Genomic DNA, 17,423 nt, shown 5'->3' on the forward strand with positions numbered 1-17,423 from the left:
CCGAAGTGGGCGCCGTCATCGGGACGCCGGCCTATATGGCCCCGGAGCAGATCCGAGGGCTGGAAAGCTCACCCGCCTCATCGGCCTGCTCGCGAAGGATCCCGGGGGCAGGCCGACGCCGGCACGGATTCGCTCCGACCTCTCGCAGCTGACCTTGCGTATCTGACGCGGTTGCCCACGCGTCGGCACACCATGAACACGACCGCTGCGACCAGCAGGTAGGCGGGCACGAGCAGTACCGCGTCGGGGGGCGTCCGGCTCGCCGACCAGCCCGCGTCGCGCCGGTCGCCCTCCAGCGCGACGCGGTTGACGGTGAGGCTGTCAATCGTTGCGGACCGTGACTGGTGGTCAGGCTGCAGCGGAGCCGAGCAGCAGGGCCCCCGGAGCGACCCCAGCGACGGCTGCGATGGTCGCCGGGGACGAACCGCAAGCAGTCAGCGCCAAGCCGGCTGCTTCGCACGCAGACATCGCTGCGCCGAGCCACGAGAGCGCGGCCAGCCGCCAAACGGTTGCGAGCCCGAAGAAGTGCAGCCCGACCACGAACGCGATCCAGGGCACAGTCGCCAGTGGGGTGTGCAGCAGGCCATTGATGAGCACGATCCCTGTCAGTCCGATTACGGCCTCGATGGCCACCACGGTCCAGTAGCGTCGGTCGAAGCCCGGTCGCGGTGCCTGGGCCGTCTGCGGAGAGACATGGCCGCGCCGAAGCGCGACAAGCAGCCCGAGGAACGCGCCGATCGCGAGCACGCGCAAGGGGATGCCGACGCTCGATGGCAAGGCTCCCGCGTTGGCCTCGATGAAGATGAGCCCCCGCTGCGCGGCGACGGCCTGCCCGCCCCAGACGGCTACAGCCAGGCGGCATGATCAGACGAAGCCGGGCGGCACTACAGAGGCGACCCTGCGGCCGGGCTCTGTGCCGTCGGGCCGGTTCCCGGCGTCGGTCAGGCGGATTCGAGGATCGGGCGGACCTCGACGGTCTCCGGAGTGGGAAGGCTCTTGGCCAGTTCGAAGGCTTCCGCGCGGTCGGCCACCTCGACGATGAACCAGCCGCCGAGGGTCTCCTCGCCGGCGTGCGCGGGCCCGTCGATCAGCGTCGACGTCCCGTCGGCCGCAGTGCGCACCGTCGCGGGCGCGATGCGCTCAGTCTCCAGGGCTTCGCCGCCGACCAGCTTCCCGGCCGCGGCGAGGCCGCCTATCCAGCCCTCGTACTCCTTGCGGTACGCGGCCCGGTCGGCCTGGATCCGGCGGCGCGACTCGTCCGTCTCGAAGATCACGAGTGCGTATTTCATGAGACTTCCTCTCCGGCCGCCGTACGGGCGACCACTGCTGACCGTGTGTGAAGGGGGCTGTTCAGGCGGTGCTGTCCGCCGGGGTGATGCGGGCGAGGGTGCCGATCTCCAGGGCGGTCCACAGGGCGCTGTCGGGACCGAGGGTGATGCCGTGCGGTTCGGAGTGGGGGGTGGGAAGGTCGTGGACGGTGATGGAGCCGTCGGGGGTGATCGTGCCGACGCGGTTGCCGCCCCATTCGGTGAACCATGCGGTGCCGTGGCCGTCGATGGTGACGGCGTGCGGTCGGGCGGTGCGGTCGGGCAGCGGGAACTCGGTGATCTGCCCGTCGGGAGTGATCCGTCCGATCTGTCCGGCGGCGATCTCGACGAACCAGAGCGCTCCGTCGTGGCCTGCGGCGATCCCGACCGGCGCCGCTGCCTCCGTCGGCAGGGGATGGAGGGTGACAGTACCGTCCATGCCGATCCGCCCGATGGCGTTGGCCCGGTTGAGGGTGAACCACATGCCTCCGTCGCAGCCAGCGGTGATCGCCGAGGGGAACGCGCCGGTGACGGGCAGCGGAAACTCGGTGAGGTGACCGTCGACGGTGATGCGGCCGATACAGTCGGCGGCGGTCTCGGTGAACCACAGCGCGCCGTCGGGGCCCGCCGCGATACCGAACGGCCCGCCGCCGGGCGTGGGCACGTCAAATGCGTCGATGACGCCGTCGGTGGTGATTCGCCCGATCCGGTCCGCCCGATACTCGGTGAACCACAGCGCGCCGTCGGGGCCGGGTGTGATGACGGTCGGCCCGCTGTCCGGGGCGAGTTGGTGACTCGTCGGCTCCTCGCCGGGGACAAGGCGGCCGATCCGGCCGCTGTGGACGAGGGTGAACCAGAGCGCGCCGTCCGGTCCCGTGGTGAGGGCGTAGGGTCCGGCCGCGCTGTCGGCCACCGTGTGTTCTTCGATGGATACCTGGGTCACCTGGCTCAAAGGGACTGCCCCAATCCGTGCTCCTTGGAGATGAGTTCGATGGCGTCAGGGGTTCCGGCCATGATCGTACGAGCGTGTTCCGTGACCAGGTCGGCGGGCCAGTCCCACCAGGCGGCGCGCAGCAGCCGCTCGATGCCGGCGTCGTCGAATCGCCGGCGGATCGGTTTGGCCGGGTTGCCGCCGACGATCGTGTAGGGCGGGACGTCGGCGGTGACCAGGGCGCCAGCCGCGACGATGGCACCGTCACCGATCCGTACGCCAGGCATGACGGTCGCCCGGTACCCGAACCAGACGTCGTTGCCGACCACCGTGTCGCCGCGGCTGGGCATGGCGGTGACGATGTCCAGCGTCCGCTCGGCCCACCGGCCGCCGAACATGGTGAACGGGTACGTCGACACCCCCATCGTCGGATGCTCGGCGCCGGCCATCAGGAACGTGGTTCCCGAGGCGATCGCGCAGTACTTGCCGATGACGAGACGCTCCGGCCCATAGGCGTAGAGGACGTTGCGGTGCTCGAAGTCCGTGGCGCCGTCTGGGTCGTCGTAATACGTGTACTCGCCCACGGTGATGTTCGGTGAGGTGACCAGCGGGTTGAGGAACACCACGCGTTCGTGGGCGGGCAGCGGGTGCACGGTGGTCGGGTCAGGGGACAAGGTCGGGGTCCTTTGCGTGGTTGAGGGATGTCGCACACGGCCCTGGCGGGGCGTCGCCGGGCCAGGGCCGGATCACCCTGGCCGGTGGGGCTTCAGGTGTTCTCGGGGCTGGGTGGGGTGACCCACCCGATGAACTGGACGATCACACCTCTGGACTTGGTTACCTGGAAGTAGCTTTCTGTGCGACACGGCACGGGCCGTGCCGCTGAGAAATGGTTGATCAAGAATAGGGGTTTTGTCAACACGGCACGTGCCGTGCCGATATGGTGTCGGCATGACTGACCGCCGCGACCGCTCCGACCAGCGCACCGAAACGATCATGAGAGCTGCCCTCGACCTCGCTCTGGAGGGCGGCTACGCCAAACTCAGCATCGAGGCGGTCGCGTCCAGGGCGGGAGTGGGCAAGCACACCGTCTACCGGCGCTGGCCCTCCCGAGGTCTGCTCTTCCTCGACGCGGTGCTCAGCCTGAGCACCGACAGCCTGAGCCATCCCGACACCGGCGATGTCGTCGCCGACCTGCGCGAGACCATGACAAAGGCCGTCAGCCTGCTCGGCCGGCCCCCCTGGGGTCCGCTCTACCAGGCCCTGATCGGCGAAGCACAGCACGATCCGGAGGTCGCGACTGCGCTCAACCGGCGTTTCATCGAGCCGCAGGCGGCCAACACCCTGGAACGCCTCCGAGACGCCAAGGACCAAGGGCAACTCGCACCTGACTTCGACCTGGACCTCGCCTTCGACGTCCTGTCCGGCCCGCTGTACTACAGACTCCTGATCACACAGCAGCCCATCACCCCCGCCTACATCGACCGCGTCCTGCAGGCGGTGTTCGCAGGGATGGGTCCCAGAGCGCACAGGCCGTAGCCGACGGAAGCCATCGCGGAAGCTAAACCAGGGTCATTCAAGAACCTGGGGCCACCGTTTTCTGACATGATCCGGGTGTCCAGCAGCGGGCAGAAGCTCGAACGGCAGATCGACGCCCTCGCCGCCGCCGGGTGCCGGAAGATCTTCGCCGACAAGAAGTCCGGGAAGACCGCGCCCCGCCCGGAGCTGAAGGCGTGCCACGCCTTCCTCGACGCCGGCGACACCCTCGTGGTCCCCTCACTCGACCGCTACGGCCGCAGTCTCCAGGACCTCATCAACGTGGTCGCCGAACTACGCGAGCGTGCCATCGGGTTCACCTCGCTGCACGAGTCGCTGGACACCACGACTCCCGGCGGCTGGCTCGTCTTCCACGTCTTCGCTGCCCCGGCGGAGTTCATCCGCGAACTCATCGTCCAGGGCACCCGCGAGGGCCTGGCCGCCGCCCGCGCCCGCGGCCGCGTCGGCGGACGCCCCACCGTCGCCACCGAGGAAGTCATCAAGGCCGCCCGCGACCTGCTGCCCGACCCCGGTCGCTCCATCACCTCGATCGCCAAGCTGCTGAACGTCTCCCCGGGCACCCTCTACAACCACATCCCGGACCTCCGCGACCTGCGCGCCTCCGGCGTCCCCCACCAGCTCGAAGCCGGAGAGCGGTGAGCACATGCCGATCCGGCCCGAGAACCGCGACCGCTACCCCGACAACTGGCCGGAGATCAGCGAGGCGATCAAGAACCGCGCCGCGTGGCGGGGTGAATGCGAAGGGGAGTGCGGGCGCGGCAGCCACACCGGCCGGTGCCCCAACCGGCACGGACAGCCCGCGTACGGCACCGGCTCCTGCGTCATCCTGACGACCGCCCACCTCAACCACATGCCGGAACACTGCGAGCCCGAGAATCCCCGCGCGATGTGCCAGGGCTGCCACTTGCACCACGACCAGGACCACCACGCCCGCACCCGGGCCGAAGCCCGCCGCACCGCGCTCGAAGCCTCCCCACAGCTCACGTTCGCGATGTAGCCAAGCTGCTGGCCAAGCCCGTGATCGTTCTCACCGGGATTTCCTTTACCTCAACTACTCACACCCGGATGGCGGCCCAGAGGGGGGCCTGGCCGACCGCCGTCCGGGCCGCGACGAGGGTGAGCCCGAAGAGGGGGGAGCAGGATCAGGTAGGAGGCCGCGTCCTGTCCCGGTGGCACGATGCCGATGGGGGCGGGCTCGGCGCGGATCAAGCGTGCGGTGGCCGCGTACGCCACGGTCGACGCACCCGGCACGAGCAGGAAGACGGCCGTCGTGCCGAGTGCCGAGGCGGTGCCGCAGAACCGTTCGGGCAGGGCGGTCCAGGCGTAGCCGCGCAGGGTGGTCTCTTCAGGCAGGGCTTCGAGCAGAAGCGCGATCACCGCGTTGGTCACCAGGAAGCCGGCGAGGAGCACGGGGTCCGGGTGCGACCAGCGCAGCAGGCCCCCGGCCGTCCCGGCGCCGAGGACGAGCACCGCCGACGCCGCCGTCACGCCCACGCCGGTGAGAAACGCCCGCAGGCCGGCACCGGCACCGCCGAGGCCCAGGGCCTTGAGCGATGCGCCGCGCCGCCGTACCGCGAGAGTTATGGGGACGACCGCCAGCGCGCTGACCAGAACGGCCGGGACCAGCCGGGCCGTCGCCCCGGTGAGGCCGACCCTCTCCGCGGCGGCTGAGCCCGCGGCCGTGCCGATGCCCAACGCGCAGGCCATGACCAGGCCGCCGACGAGAGCCCTGACCAGGGCGCTGAGTCGGGAAGTGGCGGGTTGCCCGCCCGGGTGCTGCCTCGTCATGTGCCCGTCCTGGCTGAGCTGGTGATCGGTCCGTCGTGCTTCTGCCAGTCTCGGTTCCGTTTCGGTCGCGAACCTCGTGACCGCTGATGAGACGCGCGTACATCCTTCGAGGTATTCCGGATGAGAGGTATTCCGGGTCAGCGGACCTTGTCGAAGAAGGCGCGCATGTCGGCGGCCATGGGGCCGGGCCGGTCCATGGCCAGGAAGTGGTGGCTGCCGGGGTTGTCCGTGGGCCAGTGGATGATGGTGTTGTGCCGCTCGGCGAGCCGCCGGATGCCGGGGGGCCCGCTGTAGACGCCGGTCGGCACGGCCTTCTGGCCTTCCGGCCAGCCGAAGCCCGTGCTGTCGTACATGGGCCAGGAGGAGGATCCGAAGGTGTCGGTGAGCCAGTAGAGGGTCGTGTTGGTGAGGATCAGGTCGCGGTCGATCAGTTCCTCGGGGAGTTTGTCGACGACGGTGAACTCCTTGAACTTCTGGGTCAGCCAGGCCAGCGCGGCGACGGGGGAGTCGTGCCAGCCGTAGGCGAAGGTCTGCGGGGCGGCGCGCAGCAGGGCGTGGTGGGGGACGCCGTTCATCCAGTCCGCTTGCTGGAGCTGTTCGAAGACCGCGCGTTCGTCGTCGGTCAGCTCGGGGAGGTCGGCTTCGATGGGGAAGCCGAGCCCGGCGATGATGTAGACGCCGACCACGTGTTCCGGTGCCGCCTTGGCCACTTCGGGGGCGATGTACGCGCCGAGGTCCCCGCCTTGGGTGCCGTAGCGGTCGTAACCGAGGCGGTGCATCAGCTGCACCCAGAGCCGGGCCACCCGGGCGACGTTCCAGCCGGTTTCGCGGGGCGGTGCGGAGAAGCCGTAACCGGGCACGGACGGGACGACGACGTGGAAGGCCTGGGACGGGTCTCCGCCGTGTGAGCGGGGGTCGGTGAGGCGGTCGATGAGGTCGGTGAACTCGATGAAGGAGTTGGGCCAGCCGTGGTTGAGGATCAGCGGCAGGGCGTCGGGTTCGGGTGAGCGTACGTGCAGGAAGTGGATGTCCTGTCCGTCGATCTCGGTCATGAACTGGGGGAATTCGTTCAGGCGCGCCTCGTGTCGGCGCCAGTCGTAGCCGTCCCGCCAGTAGTCGGCGAGTTCCTTGAGGTGGGCGAGGGGCACGCCACGGCTCCAGCCCTCGCCGGGCAGTTGGCTCGGCCAGCGGGTGTGGGCCAGGCGGTCACGCAGATCGTCCAGGTCGGCCTGGGGGATGTCGATGCGGAAGGGGCGGATGTCATCGCTCATGGCGTGTTGGGCTCCTCTGCTGCAAGGGTCTTGCGGTCGCTGCCACGACTGTAGGAGCGATGTAGGTCGGATCCTGGCCTAGATGGGCGGGCATCATGGACGCCATGAGCACCCCTTCGGCCCGGCTGTTGTCGTTGCTGTCCCTGTTGCAGACCCCGCGCGAATGGCCCGGAAGCGAGCTCGCGGATCGTCTGGGGGTGAGCCCCCGCACGGTCCGCCGGGATGTCGACCAGCTGCGTGAGCTGGGATATCCGGTGGAGGCGACCATGGGGGCCGCGGGGGGATACCGGCTCGCCGCGGGCAAGGCCATGCCGCCGCTGCTGCTGGACGACGAGGAGGCGGTGGCCATCGCGGTCGCGCTGAGCACGGCGGTCGGCAAGCCGGTGAGCGGTATCGAGCAGGCGTCCCTGCGCGCCCTGGCCAAGCTGGAGCAGGTGTTGCCGTTCCGGCTACGGCACCGGGTCGGGGCCTTCCGGGCCGCGACGGAGTCGCTGTTCACCGAGAGCGCCACGCCCGTCGACCCGCACGACCTCGCGGTGGCCGCCGCGGCCGTGGCCGGCGATGAACGGCTGCGGTTCGCCTACCGGGCGGGGGACGGCAGCCGGACCCGTCGGCTGGTCGAGCCGCACCGGCTGGTGCTGGCGGGGCGCCGCTGGTATCTGCTGGCGTACGACAACGAACGCGACGACTGGCGGATCTTCCGCGCCGACCGGATGACCCGCCTCCAGCCCACCGGCGTCCGCGTCCCGCCCCGCGAGCTGCCCGAGAAGGACGCGGCCGCCTTCGTCACCCGCAGGATGTACTCCCTCGCGCCGACCTACGAGGTGCGGGCCACGGTGTGTCTTCCGGCAGGTCAGGTGGCGGAGCGGCTCGGCGCGGCGCCGGGCGAGGTGCGGCCGATCGACGAGGACAGCTGTGAGCTGCACGGACGCGCGGACACGTTGGAGTGGCTGGCGTCCCGGCTGCTCATGCTGGGCTGCGACTTCCAGGTCCATGAGCCCCCGGAGTTGCTGGCTCATCTGCGGACGATCGGGGCCCGCGCCCTTGGGGCCGCCGGGGCCCCGGAGGGCGGTCCCGCGGATCTCACGTGGTGAGCTCCTGGTACATCGCCTTGAGCTCGCGGGTCGCGGCCGGAAGATCACCCAGGTCTGGATCCTCGGCGGCGTCCTCCCAGATGGTGTACATCTGATCGGATCGAGTCCAGGCCAGAAGGTCCGCGATTTGCGTGAACGTCGAGGGGGCGAACTCTGGGAGCAGGTCCTCGCCATCCTCGAGGTAGCCATCGCTGCGTAGTCCCCGCCCCGCCAGCAGGGTCAGCCAGGCCGCCGCCACGTAGGCCGTCTGGGATATCACGTGGAAGTCCGGATCCTGGTCCTCGGAGTAGGCCAGCCCCACGGTGGTGAGGTGTTCGTGGATGGCGTCAGCGTCCACCGGCTCCCCGGCGGCGGCCCTGCGCAGCCCGAGCACCGCTTCCGGATTCGACATCACAGGCTCATCGCTGAGCTCTCTGTCCTCACGTTCGATAAGACCGAGCAAGGGAGCGATCAGGCCGTAAAGACCGGTGACTCGCTCACGCGGGTCCAGGCCCTCGGCGAACTCATCAAGAGCGGCCAGCAGTTCGGGGTACTCCGTATCCGTCATGCCACCATGGCTAGCACAGGGCACGGGCATCTCCGCTCAGCACCCGTGTGGCGACGAGAGAAAAACCTGTGGACACGACGACGGGTGCGTCCTGGCGTCCAACGACGTTGAAGGTCCAACTTCCTGATGGCGTGCGTTTGATGACGGTCGAGGCGATCGCGGTCGGCCACGGCCGGCTGCCCTACGACACCGCCCTGACCTCATCAGACCTAAGGAAACCCACGAGTGGATCTTCCGCGTAGCATCGTCATCAGCGAGAGCGGCCACCGCATCCACAACCCGTTCACCAGCGAGAAGCTGGCCACCCTGGGGCAGGCGTTGCACCTGGCGCCGGGGACGCGGGCGCTCGATCTGGCCAGCGGATCGGGCGAGATGCTGTGCACCTGGGCCCGGGACCACGGGATCACCGGAACCGGAGTGGACATCAGCACCGTGGGCATCGACAAGGCGCGTGCTCGTGCCGTCGAGCTGGGTGTCGCCGAGCGGGTCGTGTTCGTCCACGGCGACGCGTCCGGGTATGTGGCCGACGAGCTGGTGGACCTGGTGTCGTGCGTCGGCGCCACCTGGATCGGCGACGGCGTGCCCGGCACGGTCGAACTGCTGCAGCGCAGCCTGCGGCCCGGCGGCATGATGCTGATCGGCGAGCCGTACTGGCGTATGGATCCCCCCGACCAGCGGACCGTCGAAGCCTGCCATGCCCAAAGCAAGGAGGATCACCGACCGCTCGCCGGGCTGATCGAGCAGTTCGGCACGCTCGGTTACGACGTGGTGGAGATGGTGCTGGCCGACCAGGACAGCTGGGACCGGTACCGGGCGGCGCAGTGGTTCAACATCCGCCGCTGGCTGGACCGCATCCCGGACGACGAACTGGCCGACGAGCTGCGGGCGCAGCTCTCCGCCGCACCTGTGTGCTATGCCCGGTACGAGCGCGAGTACCTCGGCTGGGGCGTCTTCGCGCTCATGCGCCGCTGACGTCAGGCGCCGCCTGCCGCCCAGATGAATGAGTCCGATGAGCGATCATCGGACTCATTCATCGAGCGTATGCCTCCAACGCGTTCCGCAGCCGCTCGTCCGGCCCGCGCAGCAGCAGCGCGCGGAGTTCGCTCGCCGGAACGCAGAGGTGAACGTAGTCGTCGTCATCCCACCCGGGATCGTCGTCTCCGTCGTCGTCTTCCGGGTCGGGTTCGGGCGCCGTCACGAGAGGGTCGTCGGGCACGTCGGTGTCGTCGGAGGGCTCCGGGCGGCACTTCCACGCGGCGCCGCACTGCCTGACCTGGACCTCCCCGAAGTACCAGGCCGCGCCGGCCAGGAACGGGTCGTCCTCCGCGGCCACCATCTCCTCGTACGTGGAGAACCGCCCGCGCACCAGGCCTTCGAGCCGGTCCAGCGATTCGGGGGAGAAGTCCCACGCGGCGGTCCCTCCACCCGCTTCCTCGGCCCATGCCGGGAAGGCTTCCCGCCGTTCGGCGAGCCAGGTGTTCAGCCGGTGGTTGTCCGCCCAGTCCGGGCCCTCCAGGTCGTCCGCCTCCTCCAGCTTCTTCAGCTCCTCTTCCGCGAGGGGCGGCAGGGACGGTGTCTCCAGATGCTCCGGGCGGGCCAACACCCACAGCGCCTCGGGCCAGGTCGTCCCGTCGGTGCGCCTGCCCGGCAGGACGGGATCCGGGAAGCGGTCCACCACCTCGCGCAGACTCTCGCCGGCGATGACGTCACGCAGCATCTTCCAGGGGTGTTCGGCGTGGCCGTCGTACCGGAGCCGCTGGTTGACGAACACACTGCCGGTCCAGTAGCAGTCCTCCGCGTGCCATGTGCCGGGCGGGGCATCGGGGTTGATTTCGCGGTACTGCCACAGGGCGTCCTTGATTTCGACGACGTACTGCCCCACGTACCAGGCGGCCATGGTCCAGAAGGGTTCGTGTGCGACTTGGTCGTAGTCCTCGACCGTCCGGAAGTTCTCGCGCAGCAGCGCCTGCATGGCGTCCAGGGACGCGGGAGTGTACTTCCAGCGACGCCGTCCGCCGGCCTCCGCGGCCCACCAGTGGAGGAAGTCGATCATGCGGTCGTTCCGCCACTCCCGCGCGGTGTTGCAGGCCGTGAGGATGGTCCCGTAGCCAACCCACGGCGTGGGAACCCGCTTCGGCCACCACTCCGGATGCTGCCGCTGCCGGTCCCTGACCGCCTTGCGCAGCAGGCGCGCCACCGTGGCGAAGACCTTCCCCGTCTTCTCGTTGAGCGCCTGACCGACGACGAGCAGTGGAACGACCGGCTCGAGGCCGAGGACGGGGTCCGGGCACACGACGGGAAGCCCGTCGGTTCCCGCGTTCTCGTCCCAGTCCCAGCGCCCGCCCGCCTCCTCGATCAGCGTCTCGCCCAGATAGGCCGCCGCGGACTCGAGGTACATCGCGCTCATGTCGCTGCCGTCGTCGTACGAGCAGAAATCGAGCATCGACTCCTCAAGCTCCGGCAGCGAGCGGGCGCTGTATTCGTGGATCCAAACCTCGTCGTTGAACTGGTCGTAGAACCGGGTCATGATTTCGTACAGGCACTCGATCCACAGGTACAACCGGTGCGCGGGAGAGCCCTTTGGGGCGTGCCTGCCCTCCATGTAGTCACCCATGAGCCCCGACCCTAGCCAGGGGGTCCGACAGCGTGCGTGCCTGCCGGGCCCCCTGGCACTTCCCGGGTGCGGGAGCGCGTCACAGCCCCGCCGCGGCCCGCAGCTTCGCCGCGCGGTCGGTGCGCTCCCAGGTGAACTCCGGGCGGCCGAAGTGTCCGTAGGCGGCGGTCCTGGCGTAGCCGGGGCGCAGCAGGTCCAGGTCGCGGATGATGGCCGCGGGCCTGAGGTCGAACACCTCGCTGATGGCGTCGGTGACCCGCCGTACGGCCACCCGGGCGGTGCCGAAGGTCTCGACGAACAGGCTGACCGGCTCGGCCTTGCCGATGGCGTACGCGACCTGTACCTCGCAGCGGTCCGCGAGCCCCGCGGCCACCACGTTCTTGGCGACCCAGCGCATGGCGTACGCGGCGCTGCGGTCGACCTTGGAGGGGTCCTTGCCGGAGAACGCGCCGCCGCCGTGCCGGGCCACGCCCCCGTACGTGTCCACGATGATCTTGCGGCCGGTCAGCCCGGCGTCGCCCATGGGGCCGCCGATCTCGAACCGGCCGGTGGGGTTGACCAGCAGCCTTAACTCGTCGGTGGCCAGCCGGATGCCGTCGGCGCGCAGCGCCGCGAGCTCCGGCTCGACGACATGGGCGCGGATGTCGGGCGCGAGCAGCCCGACCAGGTCCACATCGGCGGCGTGCTGGCTGGAGACCACCACGGTGTCGAGCCGCACCGGCTTGCTGCCCCGGTACTCGACGGTCACCTGCGTCTTGCCGTCGGGGCGCAGATACGGCACGGTGCCGTCCTTGCGTACGGCCGTCAGCCGGCGGGCCAGCCGGTGGGCCAGCATGATCGGAAGGGGCATCAGCTCGGGGGTCTCGTCGCAGGCGTAGCCGAACATCAGGCCCTGGTCGCCCGCGCCCTGGCGGTCGAGCTCGTCGACCACCGCGCCCGAGACCTCACGGGTCTCGTACGCCTCGTCGACCCCTTGCGCGATGTCCGGCGACTGGGCGCCGAGGGAGACCGAGATGCCGCAGGTGGCGCCGTCGAAGCCCTTGGCGGAGCGGTCGTAGCCGATGTCGAGGATGCGCCGCCGCACCAAGGAGACGATGTCCACGTCCCGGGCGGTGGTCGAGATCTCGCCCGCGATGTGCACCTGGCCGGTGGTCAGAAGCGTCTCCACGGCGACCCGGGCGCGCGGGTCCTTCGCGAGCAGGGCGTCCACGATGGTGTCGCTGATCTGGTCGGCGATCTTGTCGGGGTGGCCTTCGGTCACCGATTCGGAGGTGAAGAGACGTACGGACATGGTGCGTTCTCCCTTACGTGGGATGAGAGGTGCTCCCCGGCGCGCGGGGTCGCGCCGGGGAGCGGGGGAGGTGGCCTCAACAGGTGGCCTCGACAGGGGGGCTGGGGGTGATCAGGAACGGCGGGCGAGCAGCACCCGGTGCATCGGGGTGTCGAGCAGGCCGACCCGGCGCAGCCCCGCGTCGGCCAGCCACTGGTCGTAGTCGTGGACGGTGAAGGCGTCGCCGCCGCCGGTGGCCAGCATCGAGGCGGCGAACAGCCGGAAGAACTTGTTCTGGACCGAGCCCTCGCCGCCGTCCTCGTCGACGATGTGGTCGGCGATCGCGATCACCCCGTCCTCGGTGAGCCCCTTGGTCGCCTTCAGCAGCAGCTCGCGGGCCGACTCGGGGGTCTGGAGGTGGAAGATGTTGACGAACAGCGCGAGGTCGGTGCCGCTGCCCCAGTCCTCGCTCCAGAAGTCCACGACCTCGCCCTGGAAGCGCTCGGCGACGCCGAGCTGCGCGGCCTGCCGGGCGGCGATCGGGATGATCCGCTCGGCGTCCAGGCCGCGGGCGGTCAGCTCGGGGAACTCGCGCAGCAGCAGGTGGCTGTAGATCCCGGTGCCGCAGCCGACGTCCAGGAGGGTCGCGGAGCGGCCGGTGGTCCAGCCGAGGTCGCGCAGGGCCACGGCGAGCGCGCGGGTGATCGGCGGCGCCCAGAAGTTGATGCCGCGGACCAGCGAGGTGTAGTCCTCCTCCGATATCTGGTTGAGCTGCTGCGCGCCGTCGGCGGAGCGGGCGCCGGAGCGGACGTTGTCGGCGAGGTGGCGCCAGGCGTTCCAGGCGACGTTGCGGTCGTGGCCGATCTTCCCGGCGAGGCTGAAGAGCCCGTCGGGGGCGAACACGCCGTGCAGTTCGGCCGGGAGGGTGTAGACGGCCTGGCCGTCCTCTCCTCTGCTGCGCTCGACGACGTCGTACGCGAACAGGCCGTCCAGCAGGACGCGGGTGGCCCGCAGGTCGGTGTCCAGGATCTCGGCGAGCTGCGCGGCGGTGGCCGGACCGACGGTGAGGGCGGCGAAGGCGCCGAGGTCCTGCGCGGCCTCGATGACACCTGGAGCCCACATGCCGATCAGGTGCTCGTACAGCCGGTGGGCGGCCCGGACCTCGCTGTCCGCGGCCTGAGGGAAGGTGGTGGTGTCGACGAGCGGGGTGAGGTTGGCGGAGGCGGTGGTGGCGGGAACGGTCATGAGGCCAGCTCCTTGGAGAGTCGAGTGGGGACAGGGGCGTGGTGGGCGGCAGGGCCGAGGCCGGCGGGGGTGCGGTGGCACGTGGGCGGGGGCGTCACAGGACGATCCCGCCGTCGATCTGCAGCACGGATCCGGTGATGTACGCGGACTTGTCGGAGGCCAGGAAGGACACGGCCTCCGCGACCTCCTCCGCGGTGCCGAACCGGCCCAGCGGGATGGCCGCCACGGCTCGGTCCCGCTGGTTGCCGCTGAGGGCGCCGGTCATATCGGTGTCGATCATCCCGGGGGCCACGGCGTTGGCGCGGATGCCGTACCGGCCGACCTCCTTGGCGAGCGCCCGGGTCATGGCGACCATCCCGGCCTTGGAGGCCGAGTAGTTGCCCTGTCCCGGGTTGCCGTAGACCCCGGACACCGACGAGAGGGTGATGATCGAGCCCGCCTTGCGCTTGACCATCGGGAACAGTACGGCCCGGCAGACGTGGGCCGCCCCGTCCAGGTTGGTGGCGACGACCGACCGCCAGTCCTGGTCGGACATCATCAGCATCGGCTTGTCGCGGGTGATGCCCGCGCTGGCCACGGCGACGGCGACGGGCCCCAGTTCGCGCTCGGTGCGCGCGACCCATGCGCGTACGGCCTCGCCGTCGCTGATGTCCAGGCGCTGGGCGAGCGAGCCGACCCCCGCCTCGGCGAGCTCCTTGCCGAGTTGCCGGGCCGCCTCCTCGTCCGAGCGGTAGCAGAAGCTGATCGCGTAGCCGTCCTGGGCCAGCCGCAGCGCGGCCGCCCGGCCGATGCCCCGGGAGCCGCCGCTGACCAGCGCGACCGCACCGGGCGTCGGGGCCGCGGCGCTCATCGGGCACCGCCCAGCAGCCGCAGCACCCCGCAGGCCACCAGGCCCTCGCGGTCCACCGAGGTGATCACGGCGGTCCGCCCGGCCGAGGCGGGGTCGGCGGCCGCCGCGACCAGGACCGCGGCGAGCTGGAAGGCGGCCTGGGCCGAGGCGGTGTCCCCGATCAGTTCGTGGCACAGCGCCCGGGTGGTGGCGTCCGGCCCGAACAGCTCGCCGAGCAGCGCCCGTTCGCGGTCGCCCGCGTCACCGCTCAGCCCGCCCCCGGACGCCGCCCACACCTCGCCGGGGTCGACCCCGGACTCGGCGAGGGCGTGGCGCACGCTCTCCCGCAGGGTGCCGGACAGATCGCCGCCGACGTCCACCCGCACGTCGATCGCCAGGAGTTCGGCCAGCGCCGGCCGGTCCTCGGGGAGGGTGTCGGCGGGTTCGACCAGCAGCACCGCGCAGCCCTCCCCGAGCGGCGCGGTCTGCTCCTCGTCCGTGCCACGGCTGTGGCGCTCCAGCCAGGAACGGGCCCCGGAGTACTCCTCCACCGCCCCCACCAGCGCCCGCTCGGCCCGGCCCGCGGCCAGCAGCCGGCGGGCGTAGGCGAGGGCGAGCAGCGCGGTCGGACGGCCACCGGCCAGGGTGGTGTTGGGGCCCTTGAGGCCGAAGCGGATGGCGCTGGCCCCGGCCGGGCAGTTCATCAGGGTGTTGGGCATCAGCTGGGCCGGCACGTCGTACGGCTTCTCCCCGACGAGCGAGGCCCGGATGAAGTTGTGCTGGCTGGCCGCGCTGCCCAGGGTGGTGCCGAGGACGAGCGCGGTCCCGGTCCCGCGGGTCACCGGGCGCTCGTCGGCCTCGGCCTCCTCGAACAGCTCGCGTACGGCGGTGACCGCGAGCCCCATGGCCCGGTCCATGGTGCGGGTGCCCGCCCGGCCGAGGATCTGGCGGATGTCGAAGCCGGGCACCAGGCAGGCGGCGGCGTCGGGCGTCTGCCAGGCCGCCGGGTCCGGCACGGCCTCGGTGGGCCGCCGCGCGGCGATCCCCTCCGCGTACGCCGCACGGCCCATGCCGTACGGGGAGACGGCCGACCAGGCGGTTATGACGGCGCGGTCGGTACGGGCGGGCCCCGGGGCCCCGGTGGTGACCTCCTCGGTGTGTACGGGGGTCATCGCTGGTCCTCCTCATAGCGGCCGAGGACGACGGAGGCGTTGTTGCCGCCGAAGGCCAGGCCGTTGTTGACCACGATCCGCAGCGGCGCCGGAACGGCGCGGTTGGGCACGCAGTCGATGCCGCACTCGGGATCGGTGGAGCGGTGGTTGACGGTGGGCGGGATGAAGCCGTGGGTCAGGGCGAGGGCCGAGGCCGCGGCGCCCAGGGCGCTGGCCGCGCCCATGGAGTGGCCGAGCATGGACTTCAGGGCCACGGTGCGCGGCGGCCGGTCGCCGAACAGCTCGCGGATCGCGCGCGTCTCGGTGATGTCGTTGGTCTTGGTGCCCGTGCCGTGCGCGGACACCAGGTCGACCTCCTCGGGTTTGATCCCGGCGTCGGCGAGCGCGAGGCCCATGCAGCGGGCGACGCTCTCCTGGTCGGGCGCGGTCGGGTGGTGGGCGTCGCAGTTGAGGCCGTAGCCGAGCAGCTCGGCGTAGATCCGGGCGCCGCGTGCCAGCGCCGACTCCAGGGTCTCCAGCAGCAGGACGCCGGCGCCCTCGGCGGTCAGCAGCCCCTCCCGTTCGGCGTCGAACGGCCGGCACCGGTCGGAGGAGACCAGGCCGAGCCGGGAGAAGCCGGCGAAGGTGCGGCGGGCCAGCGCGTCCGACCCGCCGACCAGCGCGTAGTCGGCCTCGCCGAACCGTACGGCGTCGAAGCCGTCGCCGATGGCGTAGTTGCCCGCCGCGCAGGCGGTGCCGAGCACGGACGGCACCGCCTGCGGGAGCCGCAGTTCACGGACGACGGCGAGGGCCAGCCGGTGGGCGGGCAGCCGCCGCACCGCGGTCGGGTTCAGGCCCTCGGCGCCGACCTCCAGCTCGGACTCGACGAGCTGGTCGAGCTCCCTGGCCTCGCCGTCGGTGGTGCCGATGGTGACCAGGCCGCGCCGGCCGCGCAGCTCTTCCAGGTCGAGCCCCGCGTCCTGGACCGCCAGCCGGGTGGCGGCGACGGAGAACTGGCTGGCCCGGCCGAGCTCGTCGATCGGGGTGTGGCGGATCCACTGTGCCGGTTCGAAGTCCTTGACCTCGTGGGCCAGTTGGCGGCGGAAGCCGGTGGCGTCGAAGAGAGTGATCTCCCCGGCGCCGCACCGGCCTTCGCGCAGCCCCTTGGTGAACTCGGTGACGCCATTGCCGATGCTGGACAGGACGCCGAGTCCGGTCAGCACCACTCGCTGGGCGGTCATCGCGATTCGGCCCGGGAGAGCACCTCGAGGACGGCCTCGAAGTGGATCATGTTTTCCAGCTCGTCCTGCTCGATGGTGACGCCGAAGGCCACCTCGAGGGCGGACAGCATCTCGATCGCGCACAGCGAGTCGGCCCCGTACTCGTCGATGAAGAGCCCGGTGCGGGTCAGCTCCTCACCCTCCAGGTCGAGGGAGTTGGCGAGGATGTCACGGACCTTGGCCTCGGCGGTGGTGTCGATGGTGATGGCGCTCATTGCGAATTCCTCCGTCGGGAAAGTGATGTGCGATGAGGTGGGGGGTTGGGTGGTCCCTCGGGCGGACCGGTCCGGATGGGACCGGTCCGCGTCGGTCGGGTGTCGGGCGGCCTGGGTCAGGCCGCGTCGATCAGGCTCTTCGGGCGCAGATCGGTCCAGGTGCGCTCGACGTAGGCCAGTGCCTCCTCACGGCTGGTCTCGGCGAGTACCGTCGTCCAGCCGGCCGGGACCTCGGCGAACGCGGGCCACAGGGAGTGCTGGCCCTCGTGGTTGACCAGGACCAGAAAGGTTCCGGTCTCGTCGTCGAAAGGGTTCGTCATATCGGGA

General features: G+C 70.8%; 20 protein-coding genes. 5 read left to right on the forward strand and 15 right to left on the reverse strand.

Features of this window, described 5'->3' with window-relative positions:
- Positions 1-348 precede the first annotated feature (348 nt).
- The 4 genes from PV419_RS49135 to PV419_RS49150 all read right to left on the reverse strand — a co-directional run bounded on the left by PV419_RS49135 (position 349) and on the right by PV419_RS49150 (position 2,912).
- Entirely contained in the window at positions 349-747 is a 399-nt protein-coding gene (locus tag PV419_RS49135; protein ID WP_319700401.1) for a hypothetical protein, read from the reverse strand.
- Positions 748-941: 194 nt separating this feature from the next.
- On the reverse strand, positions 942-1,289 hold the full coding sequence (locus PV419_RS49140; RefSeq protein ID WP_319700403.1) for a YciI family protein: 348 nt from the start codon (positions 1,287-1,289) through the stop codon (positions 942-944).
- A gap of 61 nt (positions 1,290-1,350) precedes the next feature.
- A complete protein-coding gene (locus PV419_RS49145; RefSeq protein ID WP_415925543.1) occupies positions 1,351-2,250 on the reverse strand; it encodes a virginiamycin B lyase in 900 nt (299 codons plus the stop codon).
- A 5-nt stretch (positions 2,251-2,255) separates the two neighbouring features.
- On the reverse strand, positions 2,256-2,912 hold the full coding sequence (locus PV419_RS49150) for a CatB-related O-acetyltransferase (protein WP_319700406.1): 657 nt from the start codon (positions 2,910-2,912) through the stop codon (positions 2,256-2,258).
- 274 nt (positions 2,913-3,186) lie between these two features.
- Between PV419_RS49150 and PV419_RS49155 the strand changes: the two genes are divergently transcribed.
- The 3 genes from PV419_RS49155 (at position 3,187) to PV419_RS49165 (ending at position 4,789) form a co-directional block, all read left to right on the forward strand.
- Positions 3,187-3,774, forward strand: a complete 588-nt coding sequence (locus PV419_RS49155; RefSeq protein WP_319700408.1) for a TetR/AcrR family transcriptional regulator — start codon at positions 3,187-3,189, stop codon at positions 3,772-3,774.
- Between the two features lie 66 nt (positions 3,775-3,840).
- A complete protein-coding gene (locus PV419_RS49160; RefSeq protein WP_319700409.1) occupies positions 3,841-4,431 on the forward strand; it encodes a recombinase family protein in 591 nt (196 codons plus the stop codon).
- A gap of 4 nt (positions 4,432-4,435) precedes the next feature.
- The gene (locus PV419_RS49165) at positions 4,436-4,789 is read left to right on the forward strand and encodes a hypothetical protein (protein ID WP_319700410.1); all 354 of its coding nucleotides are present in this window, start codon (positions 4,436-4,438) and stop codon (positions 4,787-4,789) included.
- Positions 4,790-4,839: 50 nt separating this feature from the next.
- On the opposite strand, the gene PV419_RS49170 is transcribed toward PV419_RS49165, so the two are convergent.
- Both PV419_RS49170 and PV419_RS49175 read right to left on the reverse strand, forming a co-directional pair.
- On the reverse strand, positions 4,840-5,580 hold the full coding sequence (locus PV419_RS49170) for a hypothetical protein (RefSeq protein WP_319700412.1): 741 nt from the start codon (positions 5,578-5,580) through the stop codon (positions 4,840-4,842).
- A gap of 137 nt (positions 5,581-5,717) precedes the next feature.
- Positions 5,718-6,851 carry an epoxide hydrolase gene (locus PV419_RS49175; protein WP_319700414.1) on the reverse strand — a complete coding sequence of 378 codons (1,134 nt, stop codon included), beginning with the start codon at positions 6,849-6,851 and terminating at the stop codon, positions 5,718-5,720.
- A 104-nt stretch (positions 6,852-6,955) separates the two neighbouring features.
- Here PV419_RS49175 and PV419_RS49180 point away from each other — a divergent pair, with 104 nt between their 5' ends.
- Positions 6,956-7,945 carry a YafY family protein gene (locus PV419_RS49180; protein ID WP_319700416.1) on the forward strand — a complete coding sequence of 330 codons (990 nt, stop codon included), beginning with the start codon at positions 6,956-6,958 and terminating at the stop codon, positions 7,943-7,945.
- On the opposite strand, the gene PV419_RS49185 is transcribed toward PV419_RS49180, so the two are convergent.
- Positions 7,935-8,492: a hypothetical protein gene (locus PV419_RS49185; protein ID WP_319700418.1), complete on the reverse strand. Its 558-nt coding sequence runs from the start codon at positions 8,490-8,492 to the stop codon at positions 7,935-7,937. The two genes, PV419_RS49180 and PV419_RS49185, sit on opposite strands and share 11 nt — an antisense overlap.
- A gap of 225 nt (positions 8,493-8,717) precedes the next feature.
- Between PV419_RS49185 and PV419_RS49190 the strand changes: the two genes are divergently transcribed.
- Positions 8,718-9,464, forward strand: coding sequence for an SAM-dependent methyltransferase (locus PV419_RS49190; protein WP_319700420.1), 747 nt, complete (start codon positions 8,718-8,720; stop codon positions 9,462-9,464).
- Between the two features lie 58 nt (positions 9,465-9,522).
- On the opposite strand, the gene PV419_RS49195 is transcribed toward PV419_RS49190, so the two are convergent.
- The 8 genes from PV419_RS49195 to PV419_RS49230 all read right to left on the reverse strand — a co-directional run bounded on the left by PV419_RS49195 (position 9,523) and on the right by PV419_RS49230 (position 17,416).
- Complete coding sequence (locus tag PV419_RS49195; RefSeq protein ID WP_319700422.1) at positions 9,523-11,106, reverse strand: hypothetical protein; 1,584 nt, start codon at positions 11,104-11,106, stop codon at positions 9,523-9,525.
- A gap of 79 nt (positions 11,107-11,185) precedes the next feature.
- Positions 11,186-12,397: a methionine adenosyltransferase gene (gene metK / locus PV419_RS49200; protein WP_319700424.1), complete on the reverse strand. Its 1,212-nt coding sequence runs from the start codon at positions 12,395-12,397 to the stop codon at positions 11,186-11,188.
- A 111-nt stretch (positions 12,398-12,508) separates the two neighbouring features.
- Complete coding sequence (locus PV419_RS49205) at positions 12,509-13,621, reverse strand: class I SAM-dependent methyltransferase (protein ID WP_319700425.1); 1,113 nt, start codon at positions 13,619-13,621, stop codon at positions 12,509-12,511.
- 94 nt (positions 13,622-13,715) lie between these two features.
- Complete coding sequence (gene fabG, locus PV419_RS49210) at positions 13,716-14,471, reverse strand: 3-oxoacyl-ACP reductase FabG (RefSeq protein WP_319700427.1); 756 nt, start codon at positions 14,469-14,471, stop codon at positions 13,716-13,718.
- Positions 14,468-15,622, reverse strand: a complete 1,155-nt coding sequence (locus tag PV419_RS49215; protein ID WP_319700428.1) for a beta-ketoacyl synthase N-terminal-like domain-containing protein — start codon at positions 15,620-15,622, stop codon at positions 14,468-14,470. The genes fabG and PV419_RS49215 overlap by 4 nt, the downstream gene beginning before the upstream one ends.
- Complete coding sequence (locus PV419_RS49220; RefSeq protein WP_319700430.1) at positions 15,619-16,842, reverse strand: beta-ketoacyl-[acyl-carrier-protein] synthase family protein; 1,224 nt, start codon at positions 16,840-16,842, stop codon at positions 15,619-15,621. Before PV419_RS49220 ends, PV419_RS49215 begins: the two co-directional genes overlap by 4 nt.
- On the reverse strand, positions 16,839-17,096 hold the full coding sequence (locus tag PV419_RS49225; protein WP_319700431.1) for an acyl carrier protein: 258 nt from the start codon (positions 17,094-17,096) through the stop codon (positions 16,839-16,841). Before PV419_RS49225 ends, PV419_RS49220 begins: the two co-directional genes overlap by 4 nt.
- A gap of 116 nt (positions 17,097-17,212) precedes the next feature.
- A complete protein-coding gene (locus tag PV419_RS49230; RefSeq protein WP_319700433.1) occupies positions 17,213-17,416 on the reverse strand; it encodes an MbtH family protein in 204 nt (67 codons plus the stop codon).
- Positions 17,417-17,423: the final 7 nt, after the last annotated feature.

The organism is Streptomyces sp. ME19-01-6 (genome assembly GCF_033793745.1).
Classification (GTDB): domain Bacteria; phylum Actinomycetota; class Actinomycetes; order Streptomycetales; family Streptomycetaceae; genus Streptomyces.